This window comes from Streptomyces sp. NRRL F-5755, assembly GCF_001279365.1.
GTDB classification, from domain to species: domain Bacteria; phylum Actinomycetota; class Actinomycetes; order Streptomycetales; family Streptomycetaceae; genus Streptomyces; species Streptomyces rimosus.
On the sequence record NZ_LGCW01000057.1, the window covers coordinates 1 to 20,492 of the forward strand.

The 20,492-nt window shown below is 71.5% G+C and carries 20 protein-coding genes; 16 read left to right on the top strand and 4 right to left on the bottom strand.

Features of this window, described 5'->3' with window-relative positions; genetic code table 11:
- The 3 genes from ADK86_RS08800 to ADK86_RS08810 all read left to right on the top strand — a co-directional run.
- The coding region (locus ADK86_RS08800; RefSeq protein ID WP_199834374.1) for a sensor histidine kinase at window positions 1-541 on the top strand (541 nt) is incomplete at its 5' end.
- A gap of 536 nt (window positions 542-1,077) precedes the next feature.
- The gene (locus tag ADK86_RS08805) at window positions 1,078-1,380 is read left to right on the top strand and encodes a DUF4193 domain-containing protein (protein ID WP_003982531.1); all 303 of its coding nucleotides are present in this window, start codon (window positions 1,078-1,080) and stop codon (window positions 1,378-1,380) included.
- Window positions 1,381-1,395: 15 nt separating this feature from the next.
- The gene (locus ADK86_RS08810) at window positions 1,396-2,232 is read left to right on the top strand and encodes a hypothetical protein (protein WP_078951949.1); all 837 of its coding nucleotides are present in this window, start codon (window positions 1,396-1,398) and stop codon (window positions 2,230-2,232) included.
- A 140-nt stretch (window positions 2,233-2,372) separates the two neighbouring features.
- On the opposite strand, the gene ADK86_RS08815 is transcribed toward ADK86_RS08810, so the two are convergent.
- Entirely contained in the window at window positions 2,373-2,816 is a 444-nt protein-coding gene (locus ADK86_RS08815) for a DUF3093 domain-containing protein (RefSeq protein WP_053696100.1), read from the bottom strand.
- Window positions 2,817-2,874: 58 nt separating this feature from the next.
- Between ADK86_RS08815 and ADK86_RS08820 the strand changes: the two genes are divergently transcribed.
- The 8 genes from ADK86_RS08820 (at window position 2,875) to kdpC (ending at window position 10,792) form a co-directional block, all read left to right on the top strand.
- Window positions 2,875-3,468 (top strand): PaaI family thioesterase, encoded by a 594-nt coding sequence (locus ADK86_RS08820; RefSeq protein ID WP_003982528.1) that lies wholly within the window; start codon window positions 2,875-2,877, stop codon window positions 3,466-3,468.
- On the top strand, window positions 3,465-3,986 hold the full coding sequence (dut, locus tag ADK86_RS08825) for a dUTP diphosphatase (RefSeq protein WP_053696101.1): 522 nt from the start codon (window positions 3,465-3,467) through the stop codon (window positions 3,984-3,986). Before ADK86_RS08820 ends, dut begins: the two co-directional genes overlap by 4 nt.
- Window positions 3,946-4,761, top strand: a complete 816-nt coding sequence (locus tag ADK86_RS08830) for a DUF3710 domain-containing protein (RefSeq protein ID WP_420718830.1) — start codon at window positions 3,946-3,948, stop codon at window positions 4,759-4,761. Before dut ends, ADK86_RS08830 begins: the two co-directional genes overlap by 41 nt.
- 878 nt (window positions 4,762-5,639) lie before the next feature.
- Window positions 5,640-5,891: a hypothetical protein gene (locus tag ADK86_RS08835; RefSeq protein ID WP_053696103.1), complete on the top strand. Its 252-nt coding sequence runs from the start codon at window positions 5,640-5,642 to the stop codon at window positions 5,889-5,891.
- 310 nt (window positions 5,892-6,201) lie between these two features.
- Window positions 6,202-6,291, top strand: coding sequence for a K(+)-transporting ATPase subunit F (kdpF, locus tag ADK86_RS40095; protein WP_003982525.1), 90 nt, complete (start codon window positions 6,202-6,204; stop codon window positions 6,289-6,291).
- An 8-nt stretch (window positions 6,292-6,299) separates the two neighbouring features.
- On the top strand, window positions 6,300-7,976 hold the full coding sequence (gene kdpA / locus ADK86_RS08840; protein WP_030602904.1) for a potassium-transporting ATPase subunit KdpA: 1,677 nt from the start codon (window positions 6,300-6,302) through the stop codon (window positions 7,974-7,976).
- 41 nt (window positions 7,977-8,017) lie between these two features.
- Window positions 8,018-10,132, top strand: a complete 2,115-nt coding sequence (gene kdpB / locus ADK86_RS08845; RefSeq protein WP_107088441.1) for a potassium-transporting ATPase subunit KdpB — start codon at window positions 8,018-8,020, stop codon at window positions 10,130-10,132.
- A gap of 6 nt (window positions 10,133-10,138) precedes the next feature.
- Window positions 10,139-10,792 carry a potassium-transporting ATPase subunit KdpC gene (gene kdpC, locus ADK86_RS08850; protein ID WP_053696105.1) on the top strand — a complete coding sequence of 218 codons (654 nt, stop codon included), beginning with the start codon at window positions 10,139-10,141 and terminating at the stop codon, window positions 10,790-10,792.
- 62 nt (window positions 10,793-10,854) lie between these two features.
- On the opposite strand, the gene ADK86_RS08855 is transcribed toward kdpC, so the two are convergent.
- The gene (locus tag ADK86_RS08855; protein WP_053696106.1) at window positions 10,855-11,388 is read right to left on the bottom strand and encodes a GNAT family N-acetyltransferase; all 534 of its coding nucleotides are present in this window, start codon (window positions 11,386-11,388) and stop codon (window positions 10,855-10,857) included.
- 538 nt (window positions 11,389-11,926) lie between these two features.
- On the opposite strand from ADK86_RS08855, the gene ADK86_RS08865 reads away from it, so the two are divergent.
- The 4 genes from ADK86_RS08865 (at window position 11,927) to ADK86_RS08880 (ending at window position 16,648) form a co-directional block, all read left to right on the top strand.
- Window positions 11,927-14,494, top strand: a complete 2,568-nt coding sequence (locus ADK86_RS08865; RefSeq protein ID WP_053696108.1) for a sensor histidine kinase — start codon at window positions 11,927-11,929, stop codon at window positions 14,492-14,494.
- Between the two features lie 124 nt (window positions 14,495-14,618).
- Window positions 14,619-15,302, top strand: coding sequence for a response regulator (locus ADK86_RS08870; protein WP_030602915.1), 684 nt, complete (start codon window positions 14,619-14,621; stop codon window positions 15,300-15,302).
- A gap of 80 nt (window positions 15,303-15,382) precedes the next feature.
- Complete coding sequence (locus ADK86_RS08875) at window positions 15,383-15,781, top strand: OB-fold nucleic acid binding domain-containing protein (RefSeq protein WP_078882453.1); 399 nt, start codon at window positions 15,383-15,385, stop codon at window positions 15,779-15,781.
- Between the two features lie 3 nt (window positions 15,782-15,784).
- A complete protein-coding gene (locus ADK86_RS08880; RefSeq protein WP_053696109.1) occupies window positions 15,785-16,648 on the top strand; it encodes a DUF3159 domain-containing protein in 864 nt (287 codons plus the stop codon).
- Here ADK86_RS08880 and ADK86_RS08885 read toward each other — a convergent pair.
- Both ADK86_RS08885 and ADK86_RS08890 read right to left on the bottom strand, forming a co-directional pair.
- Entirely contained in the window at window positions 16,587-17,336 is a 750-nt protein-coding gene (locus ADK86_RS08885) for a potassium channel family protein (protein ID WP_234345779.1), read from the bottom strand. The genes ADK86_RS08880 and ADK86_RS08885 overlap by 62 nt on opposite strands.
- A complete protein-coding gene (locus ADK86_RS08890; RefSeq protein WP_030375903.1) occupies window positions 17,333-18,001 on the bottom strand; it encodes a potassium channel family protein in 669 nt (222 codons plus the stop codon). Before ADK86_RS08890 ends, ADK86_RS08885 begins: the two co-directional genes overlap by 4 nt.
- A 378-nt stretch (window positions 18,002-18,379) precedes the next feature.
- On the opposite strand from ADK86_RS08890, the gene ADK86_RS08895 reads away from it, so the two are divergent.
- Window positions 18,380-20,386 (top strand): NAD(P)-binding protein, encoded by a 2,007-nt coding sequence (locus tag ADK86_RS08895; RefSeq protein ID WP_053696110.1) that lies wholly within the window; start codon window positions 18,380-18,382, stop codon window positions 20,384-20,386.
- The last annotated feature ends 106 nt before the right edge of the window (window positions 20,387-20,492 follow it).

Consider the following 20,492-nt stretch of genomic DNA (forward strand, 5'->3'; position numbering starts at 1 on the left):
CAAGACGCTGCTGGCGACCAACGAGCGCAGCGAGCAGCTGGTCGAGGGCCTGCTGCTGCTCGCCCGCAGCGAGAACAAGATCGTGGACAAGAAGCCGGTCGATCTGGCCGAGGTCGCCTCCCAGGCCCTCGACCAGGCCCGCGCCGAGGCCCAGGCCAAGGGCGTGGAGATCCGCGGCGTGCGCCAGCAGGCGTTCGTCCAGGGCAATGGCGTCCTCCTGGAGCGCATCGCGCTCAACCTCGTACAGAACGCGGTCCGCTACAACAGGCCCGATGACGGCTGGGTGGAGGTCACCACGGAGCCGCAGCAGGGCTGTGCGGTGCTGGTCGTCTCCAATACCGGCCCGGCGGTCCCGGCGTACGAGGTGGAGAACCTCTTCGAGCCCTTCCGCCGCCTCCGTACGGAGCGCACCGGCAGCGACAAGGGCGTCGGTCTGGGCCTGTCCATCGTGCGGTCCGTGGTGCGCGCCCACGACGGCACCATCACGGCGACGCCCCGCGAGGGCGGCGGCCTGGAGATGCGCGTCGTCCTGCCCGTGTGAGAGGCGCTGGGGAGCCGCCGTGACGGCGGGGTGCCGTGGCCCCGGCACCCCGGTCCGGACTGTCCGTTTTGACCCGGGACCCGGTCTCTTGGCACCCTTGGTCGCCCTCCGCACAGCGGCTACCCCGGCTTGACGGGACGGTGGGCGGCCATGGATCCTTCGCCGAGTTCGCTTTGCGCTGAATTCCTACGGTCCGCCCGACGGCCCGTTCGTGTGTGATCCCTCACAGGCGCGGGGTTCGAGCCATCCACTCTCCGTGATCGGCGCGGTCGGCGGAAGGCCGGGAAAATCCGGGTTTCCCAGGCCCTTGATCACGGGAAGTACACGTGATGGCGTGCGCGAGGTGCGACATTCGGACCGTGTACGGTCCTGATCGCCATCCAAACCGATCACCTCTTCAGGGGTGCGGTTGGGTGTCGATTGAGTAACAGACCTTGATGTGAGGCAAAATCTCCGCCTCAGGTCGGGCACAAGTCCGGCCTCTCACGCGTTACGTGCGCTGGAGACACCGCAGACACCCAGAGGGGGAGAGCGACATGGCTACGGATTACGACACCCCACGCAAGACAGATGACGACCTCAACGAGGACAGCATCGAAGAACTGAAGTCGCGGCGGAACGACAAGTCTGCCTCGGCCGTCGACGTCGACGAGTTCGAGCAGGCCGAGGGCCTGGAACTGCCCGGCGCCGACCTCTCCAACGAGGAACTCGCCGTCCGGGTGCTGCCCAAGCAGCAGGACGAGTTCACGTGCATGAGCTGCTTCCTGGTCCACCACCGCAGCCAGCTGGCCGCGGAGGACAAGAACGGCCAGCCGATCTGCCGCGACTGCGCGGCCTGAGGACCGGACTACGCCGTGGCAGGCGTGAACCCGTTCCGCAAGGGACGCAAGGGCGATAAAGGCCCGGCGGCCGGCGCACGCTCACGTGACGAAACCGCGCCCGTGCCCGCCGACCCGACCGCCCTCCCCGCGGAGCGGACGACCGGTGCAGTGGAGGAGCGAGGCCGTGCGGCCTCGCTCGCGGCGGCTGTGGGCCGCGGCGCCGGAAGGGGCCGCGCGGGCGCCCGCAAGGGCCTGACGGCGGTCGCCGAGCGCATCATCGACAACGCCCCGCGGATCCCGGTCCGCGACCTGGCGACGCTGCGCCGCCAGTTCCCCGGCCTGACCCCCGAGGAACTGGCCGACAAGCTCGTCCTCGGAGCCACCAGGGGCACCGCCACCGTCGGTGCGGGGGTGGGCGCGGCGGCGATGCTGCCGGTGCCGCCCGCCATGCCGGCCGAGCTGGCCGCCGAGATCGTCGGCGTGGCCTCCGTGGAGATCAAGCTCATCGCCGAGCTCCACGAGGTCTACGGCCTGCGTCCGCCCGGCAGCCTCGCTCAGCGCAGCACCGCCTACCTGGCGGCGTGGACGGAGGAGCGCGGCATCGACGTCACGAAACCCACGACGGTCAACGCGGCGCTCGGCGGTCAGATGAAGCGCGAACTGCGCCAGCAGATCATGAAGCGCACGCTGCGCAATCTGCCGAACCTCACCCCGTTCATGGTCGGCGCCGCGGTCGGCGCGTTCATGAACCGGCGGGACACGAAGAAGCTCGCGGACAAGGTCCGCGCGGACCTGCGCACGAAGCAGGTGCCGTGGGACGCCCTGCCGGAGCCCGCGACGACGGCCCTGCCACCGCGCGCCGCCCGCTGAGGACCGTCCCGGCCGCTCACCGGGGGCCGCTTCGCGACGCCTCTCCCGTCACCCTGGGGCGCCTTTCCCCACAACCCCCGAAAAGGCCGCTGTGCGCACCGTGACGCCCCGGCCGGCCCGCCGCCTTGTCCGGGGACGGTTCAGGCCCGTACGGCCGCCAGCGCGGCCACCAGGCGCTCCGGCTCGCGGGTCGAGAGGTAGGCGTACGGAGTGGGGTCCTCCGGGTCGGTGATCTCGACCCGTACCGCGGTCCGTACGTAGCTGCGCAGCAGCATGAAGGCGCGGGTGTCGGCCTTGTGCGTACGCCAGGCCACCGCCTCCTCCGGATCCAGTATCCGCGCCTCGCCCAGCGCCGAGACCGGGATCCGGGCGTCGCCCGCGATCAGCGCGTCGCCCACCACGCGGATGCGCACCGAGCCGTACGAGCTGACCGCCACCGCGGCCAGCGCCGCGCCGCCGATCAGACCACCGAGCATGGGCAGCGTCCCCAGCGGGAGCAGCATCAGGGCGCAGGCCACGCCGATCAGGCCGGCGATCACCCACCAGGAGCGGGGCGCGGTGAGGCGTTCTTCGTACGACTGCATGACTCCAGCTTGGCACGGCGGCGCGGGCCGGTTGGCCGCGCGGGTAGGGTCTGCACTCGTGAGTGGAACCGACAAGGCCCCGACGCGGCTGACGCCACCGGCCGACGCCGTCGCCCCGGTGCGGCACCCCGACGCCCCCGCGCCCGGGGAACTCCTCGGCGCGCACTACGACCACTGCTTCGGCTGCGGCGCGGCGCAGGCCCACGGCCTGCAGCTGCAGGCCCGCGCCGAGGAGGGCGTGCGGGTGACCGCCGAGTTCACGGTCAAGGAGGCCCATCAGGGCGCGCCGGGCCTGGCGCACGGCGGCGTGCTGGCCACCGCCCTGGACGAGACGCTGGGCGCGCTGAACTGGCTGCTGCGGGTGATCGCGGTGACCGGCCGCCTGGAGACCGACTTCCGACGGCCCGTACCGGTCGGTACGGTCCTGCACCTGGACGCGGAGATAACCGCCGTCCACGGCCGGAAGATCTACTCGACGGCGGTGGGCCGCATCGGCGGACCCGAAGGACCGGTCGCGGTACGCGCGGACGCGGTGTTCATCGAGGTGAAGATCGACCACTTCATCGACAACGGACGGCCGGCCGAGATCCAGGCCGCGATGGCCGATCCGGACCAGGTCAGGCGAGCTCGTGCTTTTGAGGTGAACCCGTGAGTCAGGTACGCAACCCGGTGGATGTGCTGATCCGGCGTCTGGACCCGGACGTTCCGCTGCCCGCCTACGGCCACCCCGGTGACGCCGGCGCCGACCTGGTGACCACCGAGGCGGCGGAACTCGCCCCGGGGGAGCGGACGGTGCTGCCGACCGGGGTCTCGATCGCGCTGCCCGACGGGTACGCGGCGTTCGTGCACCCCCGCTCGGGCCTGGCCGCCCGCTGCGGAGTGGCGCTCGTGAATGCCCCCGGGACGGTGGATGCCGGGTACCGTGGGGAAATCAAGGTGATCGTGGTCAATCTGGACCCGCGCGAGAGCGTGCGGTTCGAGAGATTCGACCGGATCGCCCAACTGGTCGTCCAGCAGGTCGAGAAGGTGCGCTTCCACGAGGTGGCGGAACTTCCCGGCTCGGCGCGGGCCGAGGGGGGATTCGGTTCCACCGGCGGTCATGCGGCGGTGGACGGCTCCACGGGTGGGAATGGATACGCATCGGTCGGTGCCGACCGGGAAGGACAGTGACGTGTTCGGACGTCGCAAGAAGAACGAGGCTCCCGCAGAGCCGGCCCGCGCGGCGGAAGCCGACGCGACGGCCCCGGACTCCGTGGACGAGGCAGCCGGGACCGCCGAGGAGGAGCGGCGTGTGAACCTGCCGCCCGCCCCGCGGCCCGACGGCCCCTGGGACCTCTCCGAGGTCTCGGACCCCGCCGAGGGGCGGGTCGACCTGGGCGGCCTGTTCGTGCCCGGCGTGGAAGGCATGGAGCTGCGCGTGGAGGTCGCGGGCGACGCGATCGTCGCCGCGACCGTGGTCCTCCAGGACAGCGCCGTACAGCTCCAGGCGTTCGCCGCCCCCAAGAAGGAGGGCATCTGGGGCGAGGTCCGCGAGGAGATCGGCGCGGGCATCACCCAGCAGGGCGGCGTCATCGACGAGGTCGAGGGCCCGCTCGGCTGGGAACTGCGCGCCCAGGTCCCGGTCCAGCTCCCGGACGGCACCAACGGCGTCCAGGTCGTGCGCTTCGTCGGCGTGGACGGCCCCCGCTGGTTCCTGCGCGGTGTCATCTCCGGCCAGGGCGCGGTCCAGCCCGAGGCCGCCGGCATCCTGGAGCACATCTTCCGGGACACCGTGGTCGTCCGCGGCGAGGCCCCCATGGCCCCCCGCGACCCCATCGTCCTCAAGCTCCCCGACGACGCCCAGATGGTCCCCGACGGCGTCCAGCAGGAATCCGCCGAAACCTCCCGCTTCGGCGGCGGCGTGGAGCGTCTGGAACGGGGTCCGGAGATCACGGAGATCCGCTGACGCCACCGCGGCGGACGCGCCGCACGACATCGTTCCCGGGGCCCAACGGCTCCGGGAACGAGTGCTGTTGTGGAGGGGGCATGCGAGGGCCGGGCACGACGCCTCGCGTGGGGCCGGGCGGGCTCGGGCGGCGCCGGCTTCCTCCTGGTTCCCGGGGACGGACACCGTCGAGCAGCCGGTGCCCTTCGTGGACAGCCGTTACGCCCGCACGCTGACGAGTGAGCAGCGCCGCCGGCTGCTGGCGGCCCATCCCGAGGGCCGGGCCCGGTTCTGGGGAGCCGTGCCGAGCCACGACAAGAAGATGCGCGATGTCGCCCCGGACGACGTCGTCCTGTTCACCGGCGGCAACCGGGTCCGCGCGGTGGGGGAGATCGGCGTGATCTTCCGGAACCGGGAGCTGGCCGATCTGCTGTGGCCGCCCCCGGACGAGAGCGCCCCGAGTTGGCACACCGTCTACACCCTGCTCGATCTGACGGACACCGACATCCCGTACCACGACCTGAACGCCGCCCTCGGCTACAAGCCGACGCACGTGTTCCCGGGGCAGATGGTCTTTTCCGAGGACCGGGCGCGTCCGGTCCTCGAAGAACTCATGATCACCTCAAGCGCCGAGCAGGTCGGGGCCGCGGAGCCCGCGCGGCGGCCGGACTCCGCGAGCCGGGCCGCCGTACGGACGGCCGCGGCCGAGCAGAACCGGACGTTCGGAACGGCGTACGAGCGCACCGGACGGCTGATCGTGGTCGCCCCGGAAGGAAGCCCGGCTGGTCGCCGCCTACAAGGACCATCTCGCCTCCACGGGCCGGAAGGGCGCCGGCCGTCTCTTCTGCCCGTCCGGCGTCAGCGATCTGTACCTCTCGGACGACGAGGGCACCGAGGTCATGGAGGCCAAGAGCGCCACGTCGCACCAGTACGTGCGGCAGGCTCTCGCCCAGCTGCTGGACTACGCCCCGCACAGCCCCCGGCGCCCCGACCGGCTGAGCGGCCTCTTCCCGGCCCCCGTCGCGCACGACGACCTTCTGCTGCTCCACCGCTACGGCATCGACTGCATAGAGCGCGAAGAGTCGGGCGGCTTCGTGCGTGCGGAGGCGCCGGCGGAGCGGAGGGCTCTGATGCGCTCCGCCTTCGGTTGAGGAACCGGCCCGCACCCCCCTCCCACGGCTGGAATCAAGCGCTCCGGTGGGTCGCACTCCCTTCCAAGGAGTGCGACCCATCCGCGTTTGTGCAGGTCAGAGCAGGAAGCGTATGAGAATCGTCAATGCGGCGCTAATGGCCGTAAGGGAGGCGTCAACGGCGGTCGGAAATGGTCGAGTTAGTAGTTTGCTCTAGGGGTCAGATCCACCGATCCCACTAGGAGCACACGATGGCCGACCTGGCCTTCGTCGTCGCCACGCTCGCGGTCTTCGCGCTGGTGGCGCTCGTCGCCAAGGGGGTGACGAAGCTGTGACCATCGAGAATGTCGTCGGTCTGATCGTCGCCGTCGCCCTGCTCGGCTACCTGGTCCTCGCCCTCGTCTTCCCGGAGAGGTTCTGAGCGTCCCTATGAGCCCCATCCTGGCCGGCGTGCTCCAGCTCATCGCGCTCGTGGCCGCGCTCGCCCTGGCGTACCGCCCCCTCGGCGACTACATGGCCGCCACGTACAGCTCCCGCAAGCACCTGCGCGTCGAAAAGATCATCTACCGCTGCATCGGCGCCAACCCGGACACCGAGATGCGCTGGCCCGCGTACCTGCGCGGCGTCCTCGCGTTCTCCCTGGCCGGCGTGCTCTTCCTCTATCTGCTCCAGCGTTTGCAGGGCAGCCTGCCGCTGTCGTTCGGCTTCGCCTCGATCAGCCCGGACCAGGCGTTCAACACCGCCGCGTCCTTTGTGGCCAACACCAACTGGCAGTCGTACAGCGGCGAACAGGCCATGGGCCACGTCGTGCAGACGGCCGGTCTGGCGGTGCAGAACTTCGTCTCGGCCGCGACCGGTATGGCCGTCGCGATCGCCCTCGTACGCGGCTTCTCCCGCACCCGTACCGGGGACCTCGGCAACTTCTGGGCCGACCTGGTACGCGGCACCGTGCGGGTGCTGATACCGATCGCCGTGATCGGTGCGCTCGTCCTCGTCGCGTGCGGCGCCATCCAGAACTTCTCCGGCATCCACGAGGTCGGGCAGTTCATGGGCGGCACCCAGCAGACCAACGGCGGCGCGGTCGCCTCGCAGGAGGTCATCAAGGAGCTGGGCACCAACGGAGGCGGCTACTTCAACGCCAACTCGGCCCACCCCTTCGAGAACCCCAACGGGTTCACCAACCTCTTCGAGGTCTTCCTCATCCTGGTCATCCCGTTCTCGCTGACCCGTACCTTCGGCAAGCTGGTCGGCAACGTACGGCAGGGCTACGCGGTCCTGGCCACGATGGGCGTCATCTGGCTCGGCTTCACCGCCCTGATGATGTGGACCGAGTTCGCGCACGGCGGCCCGGCGCTCCAGGCGGCCGGCGGCGCGCTGGAGGGCAAGGAGACGCGCTTCGGGATCGGCGGCTCGTCGATCTTCTCGGTGGCCACCACCCTCACCTCGACCGGCGCCGTGGACTCCTTCCACGACTCCTTCACCGCCTTCGGCGGCGGCATCCAGCTGCTGGGCATGATGCTCGGCGAGATCGCGCCCGGCGGCGTCGGCTCCGGCCTGTACGGCATGCTCGTGATGGCCGTCATCGCGGTGTTCATCGCGGGCCTGATGGTGGGCCGTACCCCCGAGTACCTGGGCAAGAAGATCGGCACCCGCGAGATCAAGCTCGCGGCCTGCTACATCCTCATCACCCCGACGCTGGTCCTCGGCTTCACCGCCGCCTCGATGGTGCTGCCGGACGCGCTCGGCTCGATCCTCAACACCAAGGCGCTGGGCGCCGGACCGCACGGCTTCTCCGAGGTGCTGTACGCCTTCACCTCGGGCGCCAACAACAACGGCTCGGCCTTCGGCGGCCTGAACGCCAACACCCCCTGGTACAACACCACGATCGGGCTGGCGATGCTGCTCGGCCGCTTCCTGCCGATGGTGTTCGTCCTGGCGCTGGCCGGCTCGCTCGCCGGGCAGAAGCCGGTCCCGGAGACCGCCGGCACGCTCCGTACCGAGAAGCCGCTCTTCGCGGGGCTGCTGGTCGGCACGATCCTGATCATCACCGGTCTGACGTACTTCCCGGCGCTGGCGCTCGGCCCGATCGCGGAGGGGCTGTCGTGACCACCGACGTAAACGACGCACAGCAAGAGGAGCGCCGCTCCATGTCCACCGCAACACCGACCCGCGCGCCCCACCAGGACGTGCCCGCCGGGCACCAGCCGGACGGCGACGGCCGTGTCGGCGGGGGGCTCTTCGACCCCAAGCAGCTGGTCAAGTCGCTGCCGGACGCGATGCGCAAGCTGAATCCCCGGGTGATGGTCAAGTCCCCGGTGATGTTCGTGGTCGAGGTCGGCTCGGTGCTGACCACGGTCTTCGCGCTGATGTCGCCGGGGGACTGGTTCGGCTGGGCCATCGCCCTCTGGCTCTGGCTCACGGTGATCTTCGCCAACCTGGCGGAGGCGGTGGCCGAGGGCCGCGGCAAGGCGCAGGCGGACACGCTGCGCAAGGCCAAGACGGACACCGTGGCCCGCCGTCTGAACGGCGGCACCGAGGAGCAGGTGCCCGGCACCGAGCTGCGCGTCGGCGACCTCGTCGTCTGCGAGGCGGGCGACATCATCCCCGGTGACGGCGATGTCGTCGAGGGCGTCGCGTCGGTCGACGAGTCGGCCATCACGGGCGAGTCGGCGCCGGTCATCCGCGAGTCCGGCGGGGACCGGTCCGCGGTCACCGGCGGTACGAAGGTGCTCTCCGACCGTATCGTCATCAAGATCACCACCAAGCCCGGCGAGACCTTCATCGACCGGATGATCAACCTGGTCGAGGGCGCCGCCCGGCAGAAGACGCCGAACGAGATCGCGCTGAACATCCTGCTCGCCTCGCTCACCGTCGTCTTCCTGCTGGCCGTCGTCACGCTCCAGCCGTTCGCGGTCTACGCGGGCGCCGAACAGCCCATGATCGTGCTGCTGGCGCTGCTGGTCTGCCTGATCCCCACGACGATCGGCGCGCTGCTGTCGGCCATCGGTATCGCGGGCATGGACCGGCTGGTCCAGCGCAACGTCCTGGCGATGTCCGGACGCGCGGTCGAGGCCGCCGGCGACGTCTCGACGCTGCTGCTCGACAAGACCGGCACCATCACCCTCGGCAACCGCCAGGCCGCCGAGTTCGTGCCGGTCAAGGGCGTCACGGAGGCCGAGGTCGCGGACGCGGCCCAGCTGTCCTCGCTCGCCGACGAGACGCCCGAGGGCCGCTCGATCGTCGTCCTGGCCAAGGAGAAGTACGGGCTGCGCGAGCGCCACCAGGGCGAACTGGTCGACGCGACGTGGGTGCCCTTCACCGCCCAGACCCGCATGTCGGGCGTGGACGTGACCGAGCACGGCACCGTACGCCGGGTCCGCAAGGGCGCGTCCGGCTCCGTCATCGCCTGGGTGCGCGAGAGCGGCGGCACCGTCCCCGACGACGCCGACCGGCTGGCCAACGGCATCTCCGAGGCCGGCGGCACGCCGCTGCTGGTCGCCCTGGAGGACGAGCGGGGCGCCCGCGTCCTGGGCGTCATCCACCTCAAGGACGTCGTCAAGGACGGCATGCGCGAACGCTTCGTCGAGCTGCGCAAGATGGGCATCAAGACCGTCATGATCACGGGCGACAACCCGCTGACGGCCAAGGCCATCGCCGACGAGGCGGGCGTGGACGACTTCCTCGCGGAGGCCACGCCCGAGGACAAGATGGCCCTGATCAAGCGCGAACAGGCGGGCGGCAAGCTGGTCGCCATGACCGGCGACGGCACCAACGACGCGCCGGCCCTGGCCCAGGCGGACGTCGGCGTGGCCATGAACACCGGCACCTCGGCCGCCAAGGAGGCCGGGAACATGGTGGACCTGGACTCCAACCCGACCAAGCTCATCGAGATCGTCGAGATCGGCAAACAGCTCCTGATCACCCGGGGCGCCCTGACCACCTTCTCGATCGCCAACGACGTCGCGAAGTACTTCGCGATCATCCCGGCGATGTTCGCGGTGGCCTACCCGGGCCTGGACACGCTCAACATCATGCGGCTGCACAGCTCGCAGTCCGCGATCCTGTCCGCGATCATCTTCAACGCGCTGATCATCGTGGCGCTGGTCCCGCTGGCCCTCAAGGGCGTGCGCTACCGCCCGGTGAGCGCGGACCGGATGCTCCGCCGCAACCTCGGCATCTACGGACTGGGCGGCCTGATCGCCCCGTTCATCGGCATCAAACTCATCGACCTGCTCATCTCGCTGATCCCCGGGATCGGGTGATTCCCCATGAACAACGCGGTACGCAACAGTGCCCGCCTCTTCGGCGCCGGGCTGCGCGCCCTGCTCGTCCTGACCGTGGTCTGCGGCGTGATCTATCCGCTCGTCGTCACCGGCATCGCCCAGGCCGCCTTCAACGGCAAGGCCAACGGCTCCGAGGTGACACAGAACGGCAAGGTCGTCGGCTCCGAACTCCTCGGCCAGCGCTACGACAAGGGCAAGGACAGCAAGGGCAACCCCATCCCGGACCTGCGCTACTTCCAGCCCCGCCCGTCCGCGGGACTCGGCAGCAACAAGACCAACGACGTCAACACCCAGTACGACCTCCAGGTCTCCGGCGCCACCAACCAGGGCGCCACCAACACCGACCTGATCGCCGCCGTCAAGGAACGCAAGCAGTGGGTCGCCGACACCTACGGCGTCCCCCAGTCCCAGGTCCCCGCCGACGCCGTCACCTCCTCCGGCTCCGGCCTCGACCCGGACATCTCCCCGGCGTACGCGAAACTCCAGGTCAACCGTGTCGCCAAGGAGAACCACCTGGACCGAGCGAAGGTCGAGCGCCTGGTGGAGGACACGACCGAGGGCCGCGTCCTGGGCTTCATGGGGGAGCCCAGGGTCAATGTCCTGAAGCTCAACATGGGGCTGCGGGAACTGGCCAAGTAGGCGGACGCTTCACGGCGGGGCGGGGGGGGACCACCCCCGGCCCCCGCCCGTTCCCGTACGCGCTACCAGACGTCCCCACTCCGCCAGTCACAGGCCAAGTCACCCGTCAGATCCAGCGGCACAGCCCCCGGCAGCACATGGATCCCGCCGTCCTCCTCCTCGGTACGCTCCGGCCCGCTCGGGCCCAGGGTGTACGAAGCGCCCCGCCACAGCTGCCAGCCCCGCGCCGCGTAGAAGTCGGCGGCCCCGTCGGACGCGCTGAGGGCGCCCAGGTCGTAGGCGTCGCGTACGACCCGCTCCAGCGCCGTCATCATGGCAGCCCCATGCCCCCGCCCCCGCCGGTCCGCGCGGACGCCGACCCCCTCCACGTAACCGCACCGCAGGGGCCGCCCGGCATGCACCATCTGACGCTGCACGACGGAGGCGTGCCCGATCAGCTCATCGCCCTCCCACACCAGGGCATGCACACCGCCCAGCGCGTGGTCCCAGTCCTCTTCGGTCATGTCGCCTTCGAAGACCTCGTGGAGAAGCGTTTTGGCTGCGACGCGGGTACGGGCGTCGAGTTCGGCGGTGTGGGCGAGGTGTGCGTCGGTCATGGGGGCATGATCCTGGAACGGGTGGGGGAGGGCCAGTGCCGCATGGCCGGATCGCCGCTGCCGACCGGGGCGTGGCACCACCCGGGCCTTTTTGTCATGTACCGCTCTGTCCGGTCCATGTGGCGATGTGGCTTGCCGTGTTCGCGCTCTTGTCGGCGGAGGAGGGAGATCCCGGGGTCGCCCGTGCCCGCATCGAGAAGGTGCTCGACGGACAGAAACCGGAGAGCGACTCCGCCCGCCTGCGGGCCCACCGCTGTCGGGGTATCGGGCCGCTGGGTGCGCTGGAGATCGCCGCGCCACTCGGCCGGCAACCGAGCGACGGCAGAACGGCCCGCCCGAGGACCGGACTGAACCTGCGCCGCGCGCCGGCCCGGGACGCCGGGTAGGACCGCTGCCCCCGTACACCCCCACCCGTATCAGAGTCCCGTAAAGACCCGCCCCCCAGCCGCCACCTGCACTTTTTGTGCCGGTGTGCGGTCGGTAGGGTCGCAGGAGGCCCAGCCCGGTGGGGGCGGGCCGGACGTAAGACAATGGGGCCATGGCACGCGGGAAGCTACGGATCTATCTCGGCGCTGCACCGGGCGTCGGCAAGACGTATTCGATGCTGTCCGAGGCGCACCGGCGGGTGGAGCGCGGGACGGACGTCGTGGTGGCGTTCGTGGAGCATCATGACCGGCCCCGTACGGAGGTCATGCTGCACGGGCTGGAGCAGATCGAGCGGGTGGAGCTGGAGTACCGCGGTTCCGTGTTCACCGAGATGGACGTGGACGCGGTGCTGCGGCGCGACCCGTCCGTGGCGCTCGTCGACGAGCTCGCGCACACGAATGTGCCCGGCTCCCGTAACGCAAAGCGCTGGCAGGACATCGAGGAGCTGCTGGAGGCCGGGATCGATGTGATCTCCACGGTCAACGTCCAGCACCTCGAATCGCTGGGTGACGTGGTCGAGTCGATAACGGGCGTGCGGCAGCGCGAGACGGTGCCGGACGAGATCGTCCGCCGGGCCGACCAGATCGAGCTGGTCGACATGTCGCCCGAGGCGATCCGGCGCCGGATGGCGCACGGCAACATCTACAAGCCCGACAAGGTGGACGCCGCCCTGTCGAACTACTTCCGGCCGGGCAATCTGACCGCGCTGCGGGAGCTGGCGCTGCTGTGGGTGGCCGACCGGGTGGACGAATACCTCCAGCAGTACCGCGCCGAGCACAGCGTTTCCAAGATCTGGGCGGGCCGCGAGCGCATCGTCGTCGGCCTCACGGGCGGCCCCGAGGGGCGTACGCTCATCCGCCGCGCCTCCCGGATGGCGGCCAAGGGCTCGGGCAGCGAGGTGCTCGCCGTCTACATAGCGCGCAGCGACGGGCTGACCTCGGCCTCGCCCAAGGAACTGGCCGTACAGCGCACCCTCGTCGAAGACCTTGGCGGGACGTTTCACCACGTCATAGGCGACGACATACCGAACGCGCTGCTGGAGTTCGCGCGCGGTGTCAACGCCACCCAGATCGTGCTGGGCTCCAGCCGCCGCAAGGCGTGGCAGTACGTCTTCGGGCCGGGCGTCGGCGCCACCGTCGCGCGCGACTCGGGCCCCGACCTGGACGTGCACATCGTCACCCACGACGAGGTCGCCAAGGGGCGCGGCCTGCCCGTCGCGCGCGGGGCCCGGCTGGGCCGGGCCCGGATCATCGCCGGCTGGCTGCTGGGCGTGGCAGGGCCGGTCCTGCTGTCGCTGTTGCTCGCCGCCCTCGACAACGGTCCGGGCCTGGCCAACGATGTTCTGCTCTTCCTCTTCCTGACCGTCGCCGCCGCGCTGATCGGTGGGCTGCTGCCGGCGCTGGCCGCCGCGGCGGTCGGCTCGCTGCTGCTGAACTTCTACTTCACCCCGCCCACCCACTCGATCACCATCGCCGACCCCAAGAACATCGTCGCGATCGTGATCTTCTTCGCGGTCGCCGTCTCGGTCGCCTCCGTGGTCGACCTGGCCGCCCGCCGTACCCATCAGGCGGCGCGGCTGCGCGCCGAGTCGGAGATCCTCTCCTTCCTGGCGGGCAGCGTGCTGCGCGGCGAGACGACGCTGGACGCGCTGCTGGAGCGGGTACGGGAGACGTTCGGCATGGAGTCGGTCGCGCTGCTGGAGCGCACCGGCGACGTGGCCCCGTGGACCTGTGCGGGCCGCGTCGGCGGCACCGCGGAGGGCGATCCGGAGGCCAAGCCGCTCATGCGGCCCGAGGACGCGGACGTGGACATGCCGGTCGGCGACCACATGGCGCTGGCCCTGACCGGCCGGGTACTGCCCGCCGAGGACCGCCGCGTGCTGGCCGCCTTCGCCGCGCAGGCCGCCGTCGTACTGGACCGCCAGCGGCTGGTCGGCGAGGCGGAGCGGGCCCGCGAGCTGGCCGAGGGCAACCGCATCCGTACGGCGCTGCTGGCCGCGGTCAGCCACGATCTGCGGACGCCGCTGGCGAGCATCAAGGCGTCGGTGACCTCGCTGCGCTCCGACGACGTGGCCTGGTCCGAGGACGACGAGGCGGAGCTGCTGGCGGGCATCGAGGCCGGCGCGGACCGGCTGGACCATCTGGTGGGCAACCTGCTGGACATGTCCCGCCTGCAGACCGGCACGGTCACCCCGCTGATCCGCGACATCGACCTGGACGAGGTGGTGCCGATGGCGCTCGGCGGCGTCCCCGAGGGCAGCGTCACCCTGGACATCCCCGAGGAACTGCCGATCGTCGCCGTCGACCCGGGGCTGCTGGAGCGCTCCGTGGCGAACCTCGTGGAGAACGGCGTCAAGTACAGCCCGGACGGCGAACGCGTCCTGGTCTCCGCGAGCGCCCTCGGCGACCGCGTCGAGCTGCGCATCGCCGACCGCGGCCCCGGCGTGCCGGACAGCGCCAAGGACCGTATCTTCGAGCCGTTCCAGCGCTACGGGGACGCGCCCCGCGGCGCGGGCGTGGGCCTGGGGCTGGCCGTCGCCCGCGGCTTCGCGGAGGCGATGGGCGGCACGCTCGCCGCCGAGGACACCCCCGGCGGCGGTATGACCATGGTCCTCACGCTGCGTGCCGCGGCCGGCCGCCCGCCGGTACGGCCCGACCTCCCGGCCCAGGCGACGACGTGAGCGCGCGCCCCGCCGCCACCGGAGCGGCCCCGCACGGACCGCTCCCCGGCCCCCTGGAGCCGCCTTCCAGCCGACACCGCGCGGGCACGGCCCGGCGGGTTTCCCCACCACGAGGAGAACGACAGTGAACCGGGTGCTTGTGGTCGATGACGAGCCGCAGATCGTACGGGCCCTCGTGATCAACCTGAAGGCGCGCAAGTACGAGGTCGACGCGGCCCCCGACGGGGCCACCGCCCTCAAGCTGGCCGCCGCCCGCCACCCCGACGTCATCGTCCTGGACCTGGGCCTGCCCGACATGGACGGCGTGGAGGTGATCAAGGGCCTGCGGGGCTGGACCCGGGTGCCGATCCTGGTGCTCTCCGCCCGGCAGACCTCGGACGAGAAGGTCGAGGCGCTGGACGCCGGGGCCGACGACTACGTCACCAAGCCCTTCGGGATGGACGAGCTGCTGGCCCGGCTGCGGGCCGCGGTGCGCCGGGCCGAGCCGACCGGGCCCGCCGACGACGCGGTGGTCGTGGAGACCGACGGGTTCACCGTCGACCTGGCCGCCAAGAAGGTCAACCGCGGCGGCCGGGACGTACGCCTTACGCCGACCGAGTGGCATCTCCTGGAGGTCCTGGTCCGCAATACGGGACGTCTCGTCAGCCAGAAACAGCTCCTCCAGGAGGTCTGGGGGCCGTCGTACGGCACCGAGACCAACTACCTGCGCGTCTACATGGCACAGCTGCGCCGCAAGCTGGAGAGCGACCCCTCGCACCCCCGGCACTTCGTCACCGAGCCCGGCATGGGCTATCGCTTCGAGCAGTGACCGCGGCCGCGCGCCGGACGGGCCGTACGGCGCGCTCCGCGGCCGTGATCCCGGGCCCCGTACACCGGTACGCTGGGCTCATGAGTGCTGGGACCCGATCCGAGAAGCCGGCAGGCCGGTTCCGCCGGATGCTCGACAGGCTGTCCTCCTCCGAGGAGGAGCTGGAGTCGGCCGAGCTGCGGCAGGACGCCGAGAACACCGGCTGTACCCGCATCTGCGACTGCGACGACCGGCAGATAGTCAAGGTCACCGGCACCCTGCGGCATGTGACGCTGCGGCCGCGCGCCGGTGTGCCCGCCCTGGAGGCGGAGCTGTTCGACGGCTCCGCCGCGCTGGACGTGGTGTGGCTGGGCCGGCGCGCGATCACCGGCATAGAGCCGGGCCGCAAGCTCATCGCCTCGGGCCGGATCTCCATGAGCCACGGACGCCGGGTGCTGTTCAATCCGAAATACGAACTCCGACCACTCGGACAGGAGTAGCCGGTGACGTCTGACGACCGATCCACGCGAACCACCGGACCGGCCGACGGGCCGGTCCAGGAGCAGGACGGCGCCGCCGACGGCAGAGCCGTCACCGAGGCGGCCCTCTTCGAGGCATTCGGCGGCGTACGCGGCATGGTGGAAACCGTGGTGCCGGGTCTGCTGTTCGTCACGATCTACACGGTCAACAAGGACCTGCACATCTCCGCGATCGCCGCGCTGGCGGTCTCGCTGGTGCTGGCCGCCGCCCGCCTGGTCCGCAAGGACACCGTCAAGCACGCCTTCAGCGGCGTCTTCGGGGTGGCCTTTGGCGTGGTCTTCGCGATGATGACCGGCGACGCCAAGGACTTCTACCTGCCCGGCATGCTCTACACGCTGGGCCTGGGCGTCGCCTACATCGTCACCACGCTGGCCGGCGCGCCGCTGATCGGCATGATCCTGGGGCCGGTGTTCAAGGAGAACCTCTCCTGGCGCACCCGCAACCCGGGCCGCAAGAAGGCGTACGCCAAGGCCAGCTACGCCTGGGGCGCGATCCTGCTCGCCAAGTGCGCGATCCTCTTCCCGCTGTACTGGTGGGCGGACACCACCCACCTCGGCTGGGTGCTGATCGCGCTGAAGATCCCGCCGTTCCTGCTGGCGGTGTGGCTCACCTGGGTGTTCCTGGCCAAGGCGCCGGCACCGATCGACGTCTTCGCCGAGATGGAGGCCAAGGAGAAGGCCGAGGAGGAGGCGAAGGCGGAGCGGGAGCGCGCGGCGCGGGAGAGCGACGTCCTGGGCGGGGTGGCCGCGGACCTCGCCAAGGACATCACGCCGCAGGCGCTGGCCGCCGAGCAGCCGGGCCGGACGGCGCCCCGGCACCGCCGCTGAGCACCGGGCCGCAGATACGGCGGAGGGGCGGGCAACCCACGGGTTCCCGGCCTCCCCCGCATCTGCGGCCCCCCGTCATGCCTCGCGGCGCCCCGGCCGCAGGGCCCCCCGCCGCACCCCTGTTCGGCGTGAGCACCCGGTTGCCGCGGATGATCGTGACCAGCGAGGTGTCCTCGGGCCACTGGACATCCCCGACCCGGGTGCCGGCCAGCGCCGCCTCCGGCGGCAGCGTCAGCTCCACCAGGTTGGCGTCGCCGTGGCTGAAGCGCAGCAGCCGTACGAGATCGCCGACGCTCACCGCCTCCTCGACCAGCGCCGACATCAGGCGCGGCGTGGAGACCGCGACGTCCACGCCCCACGCCTCGTTGAACAGCCACTCGTTCTTGGGGTTGTTCACCCGGGCCACCACCCGCGGCACGCCGTACTCGGTCTTGGCGAGCAGCGAGACGACCAGGTTGACCTTGTCGTCGCCGGTCGCCGCGATGACGACGTTGCAGCGCTGCAGCGCGGCCTCGTCCAGCGAGGTGATCTCGCAGGCGTCGGCCAGCAGCCACTCCGCCAGCGGCACCCGCTCGACCGAGATCGCCGTCGGCGCCTTGTCGATGAGCAGGATCTCGTGCCCGTTTTCCAAGAGCTCGCCCGCGATGGACCGCCCCACCGCGCCCGCGCCCGCGATCGCGACCCTCATGCGTGCGCCTCCTCGGGCCCTTCGGCGAACACCGCTTCCACCTTCTCGACCTCGTCGGTGCGCATCATCACGTGCACCAGGTCGCCTTCCTGCAACACGGTCTGCGAGGTCGGCAGCATCGCCTCGCCCAGGCGGGTGAGGAAGGCGACGCGGACGCCGGTCTCCTCCTGCAGCCTGCTGATCTTGTGGCCCACCCAGGCCGGCGAGGTGTGCACCTCGGCCAGCTGGACGCCGCCGCTCGGGTCGCGCCACAGCGGCTCGGCCCCCGAGGGCAGCAGCCGGCGCAGCATCTGGTCGGCGGTCCAGCGCACGGTGGCCACCGTCGGGATGCCGAGGCGCTGGTAGACCTCGGCGCGGCGCGGGTCGTAGATGCGCGCCGCGACGTTCTCCACGCCGAACATCTCGCGGGCCACCCGGGCCGCGATGATGTTGGAGTTGTCGCCGCTGCTGACGGCGGCGAAGGCGCCCGCCTCCTCGATCCCGGCCTCGCGCAGGGTGTCCTGGTCGAAGCCGACCCCGGTCACCCGGCGGCCGCCGAAGGCGGAGCCCAGCCGGCGGAAGGCGGTGGGGTCCTGGTCGACCACCGCGATCGTATGACCCTGGCTCTCCAGGGTCTGTGCGAGCGCGGAACCCACTCGCCCGCACCCCATGATGACGATGTGCATCGGCCCCTACCTCGCACCTTTCCCTGTGCTGTGACGCCGGCTGCTTTCGTACCTGGCGTGTTCGGCGACCACGCTACCTGGCGTGGGAGCCGGTGCGACCACGTGGTTCGTCCGCACGGCCGTCTTGGGCGTTAAGAACGCGACAAGAGAACATAAGCTTCGGGTAAGTTTCCTTGCGGTACGCAGGGGAATCTGCTCGGTGATCATGGCGGCGGAGGTGCCGCACGGCGCCCGGCGTGTCCGGGGCCGGCCCCCTTCGCCCAGATCAGAGCCCCGCGGCCGGTCGCGATCAGGTGCGTACGGGCCGCTCCGTACGGCACGCTGACCCTCGTGTCCACCGCGCCTCAGCAGCCCCGGCCCAGCGAAGCCGCCCCCCATATGGTCGTCTGCGGCGACGACGCCCTCGCGCGCCGCCTCGCCGCCGAACTCAAGGATGTGTACCGGGAGCGGGTCACCCTCGTGGTCCCCTCCGCCAGGGAACCCCACCGGCCCCGCATCCCGCCGCCGCCCGGCCCCCTGGGCCGGGCCCAGGCGCTGCTCGGCCGGGTCTCCGCCGTCATGGTCCGCACGCCGTCCGGCCCGCCCGACGAGCCCGGGGGCGCCGAGGAGCCGCCCGACGAGCCCATACGGGTCCTGGAGGCGCCGGAGGCCGACGACGCCACGCTGGCCGAGGCGGGCATCGCCACCGCGAACGCGCTCGCGCTGGTCTACGACGATGACGAGACCAACATCCACGCCGCGCTGCGCGCCCGGCGCCTGAACCCTCGGCTGCGGCTGGTGATCCGGCTCTACAACCGCAAACTCGGCCAGTATCTGGAGCAGTTGCTCGACCAGGCCGCGGCCGTCGGCGCCCTGGACACCGAGGGCACCGACGCGTCCACCACGGTGCTGTCCGACGCCGACACCGTGGCGCCCGCCCTGGCGGCCACCGCCGTGGCGGGCACCAGCAAGGTCATCGAGGCCGACGGCCTGCTGCTGCGCGCCGTGGAGCGCGGCCCCGCCCAGGCCGCCGCCCCCGGGCTGTGCCCGCTCGCCCTCCTGTCCGCGACGGCGGACCTGCCCGCCGACACCGACCCAGGCCGTACGGACGAGGGCCCCGCCGCCGACGAAGGCCCCGAGCTCCTTCCCGACGAGGCCACTGCCATGGCGGCCACCGGGCGCGGCTCCGTCGTCCTGGAAACCGTCACCTACACGGGGCGCCAGCAGCGCCCTGGCGGCCGGGGCGACCGGGAGCGCCAGGCGCGACATGGCGGCCTGAGCGCCCTATGGCGCCGGGTCAGCCTGCGTGGCCGGGGCGTGCCGCTGGGCACCTTCTTCTCCCGCAGGCTGCGCTGGTCGCTGGCCGGCGTCGTCGGCGCGGTCCTCGCGCTGGCCGTCGCCTCCTCCGTAACCACCGGCGACTCCCCGCTGCACGCCGCCTACCTTTCGCTCCTCGACCTCTTCGCCATCAACGAACCGGCCATCGGCGAGCCGGTCCCCCGCAAGGTGCTGCAACTCCTTTCCGGGCTCACCGGGTTGCTGCTGCTGCCGGTCCTGGTGGCCGCCGCACTGGAAGGTCTCGGCACCTTCCGCAACGCCTCCGCGCTGCGCCGGCCGCCGCGCGGACTGTCCGGGCACGTGGTGCTGCTGGGGCTCGGCAAGGTCGGTACGCGGGTGCTGGCCCAACTGCATGAGCTGGGCATCCCCGTGGTGTGTGTGGAAGCCGACCCGGAAGCGCGCGGCATTGCGCTGGCGCGCCGGCTGCGGGTGCCGACGGTGGTGGGGGACGTCACGCACGAAGGCGTACTGGAGGCCGCCAAGATCCAGCGTGCCCACGCCCTCCTCGCCCTCACCAGCGAGGACACCACCAATCTGGAGGCGGCGCTGTACGCCCGCTCGGTCAAGCCCCGGCTCCGGGTGACGCTGCGCCTGTTCGACGACCGCTTCGCCACCGCCGTCTACCGCACGCTGCGCGCCGCGTACCCCCAGGCGCGCACCCGCAGCCGCAGCGTCAGCTTCCTGGCCGCGCCCGCCTTCGCCGGCGCGATGATGGGGCGGCAGATCCTCGGCGCCATCCCCGTCGAGCGGCGGGTCCTGCTCGTCGCCCGGGTCGAGGCGCGTGGCCACGCCGCCCTGGAGGGGCGCCGGATCGCCGACGTCTTCCGGCCCGGCATGCTGCGCGTCCTGGCCGTGGACACCTCCGCGCCCGACGACGCGCCGGACTCCGCGCCCACCGCCGCCCCGGAAGCGCCGGAGCGCGGCCGGGCCCAGCTGGTACGGGAACTGGGCGACGCGTACGCACTGCGCCCCCAGGACCGCGTCCTGCTGGTCGCGACCCGCCAGGGGCTCGGCGAGCTGATCTCGCGGCGCCCGTGTACGGCCGGTGCGGCGCCGCAGGACGCATAACGATACGGGCCGGTACGTACCGCTATGGGGCACCGCTCCGGCACCGTACCGATTCCGGCCGCCCCGCCCCGTCCGGCAGGATGGACCCGCCCCGAAGGCCGGGGCC

Bases quoted from the DNA above. Each gene is read 5' to 3' on its own strand.
- ADK86_RS08805 (WP_003982531.1), top strand. From the start codon at position 1,078: ATGGCTACGGATTACGACACCCCACGCAAGACAGATGACGACCTCAAC.
- ADK86_RS08815 (WP_053696100.1), bottom strand. From the start codon at position 2,816: ATGCAGTCGTACGAAGAACGCCTCACCGCGCCCCGCTCCTGGTGGGTG.
- ADK86_RS08830 (WP_420718830.1), top strand. From the start codon at position 3,946: ATGGATACGCATCGGTCGGTGCCGACCGGGAAGGACAGTGACGTGTTC.
- ADK86_RS08835 (WP_053696103.1), top strand. From the start codon at position 5,640: ATGGAGGCCAAGAGCGCCACGTCGCACCAGTACGTGCGGCAGGCTCTC.
- kdpA (WP_030602904.1), top strand. From the start codon at position 6,300: ATGAGCCCCATCCTGGCCGGCGTGCTCCAGCTCATCGCGCTCGTGGCC.
- kdpB (WP_107088441.1), top strand. From the start codon at position 8,018: ATGTCCACCGCAACACCGACCCGCGCGCCCCACCAGGACGTGCCCGCC.
- kdpC (WP_053696105.1), top strand. From the start codon at position 10,139: ATGAACAACGCGGTACGCAACAGTGCCCGCCTCTTCGGCGCCGGGCTG.
- ADK86_RS08855 (WP_053696106.1), bottom strand. From the start codon at position 11,388: ATGACCGACGCACACCTCGCCCACACCGCCGAACTCGACGCCCGTACC.
- ADK86_RS08865 (WP_053696108.1), top strand. From the start codon at position 11,927: ATGGCACGCGGGAAGCTACGGATCTATCTCGGCGCTGCACCGGGCGTC.
- ADK86_RS08875 (WP_078882453.1), top strand. From the start codon at position 15,383: ATGAGTGCTGGGACCCGATCCGAGAAGCCGGCAGGCCGGTTCCGCCGG.
- ADK86_RS08885 (WP_234345779.1), bottom strand. From the start codon at position 17,336: ATGAGGGTCGCGATCGCGGGCGCGGGCGCGGTGGGGCGGTCCATCGCG.
- ADK86_RS08890 (WP_030375903.1), bottom strand. From the start codon at position 18,001: ATGCACATCGTCATCATGGGGTGCGGGCGAGTGGGTTCCGCGCTCGCA.
- ADK86_RS08895 (WP_053696110.1), top strand. From the start codon at position 18,380: ATGGTCGTCTGCGGCGACGACGCCCTCGCGCGCCGCCTCGCCGCCGAA.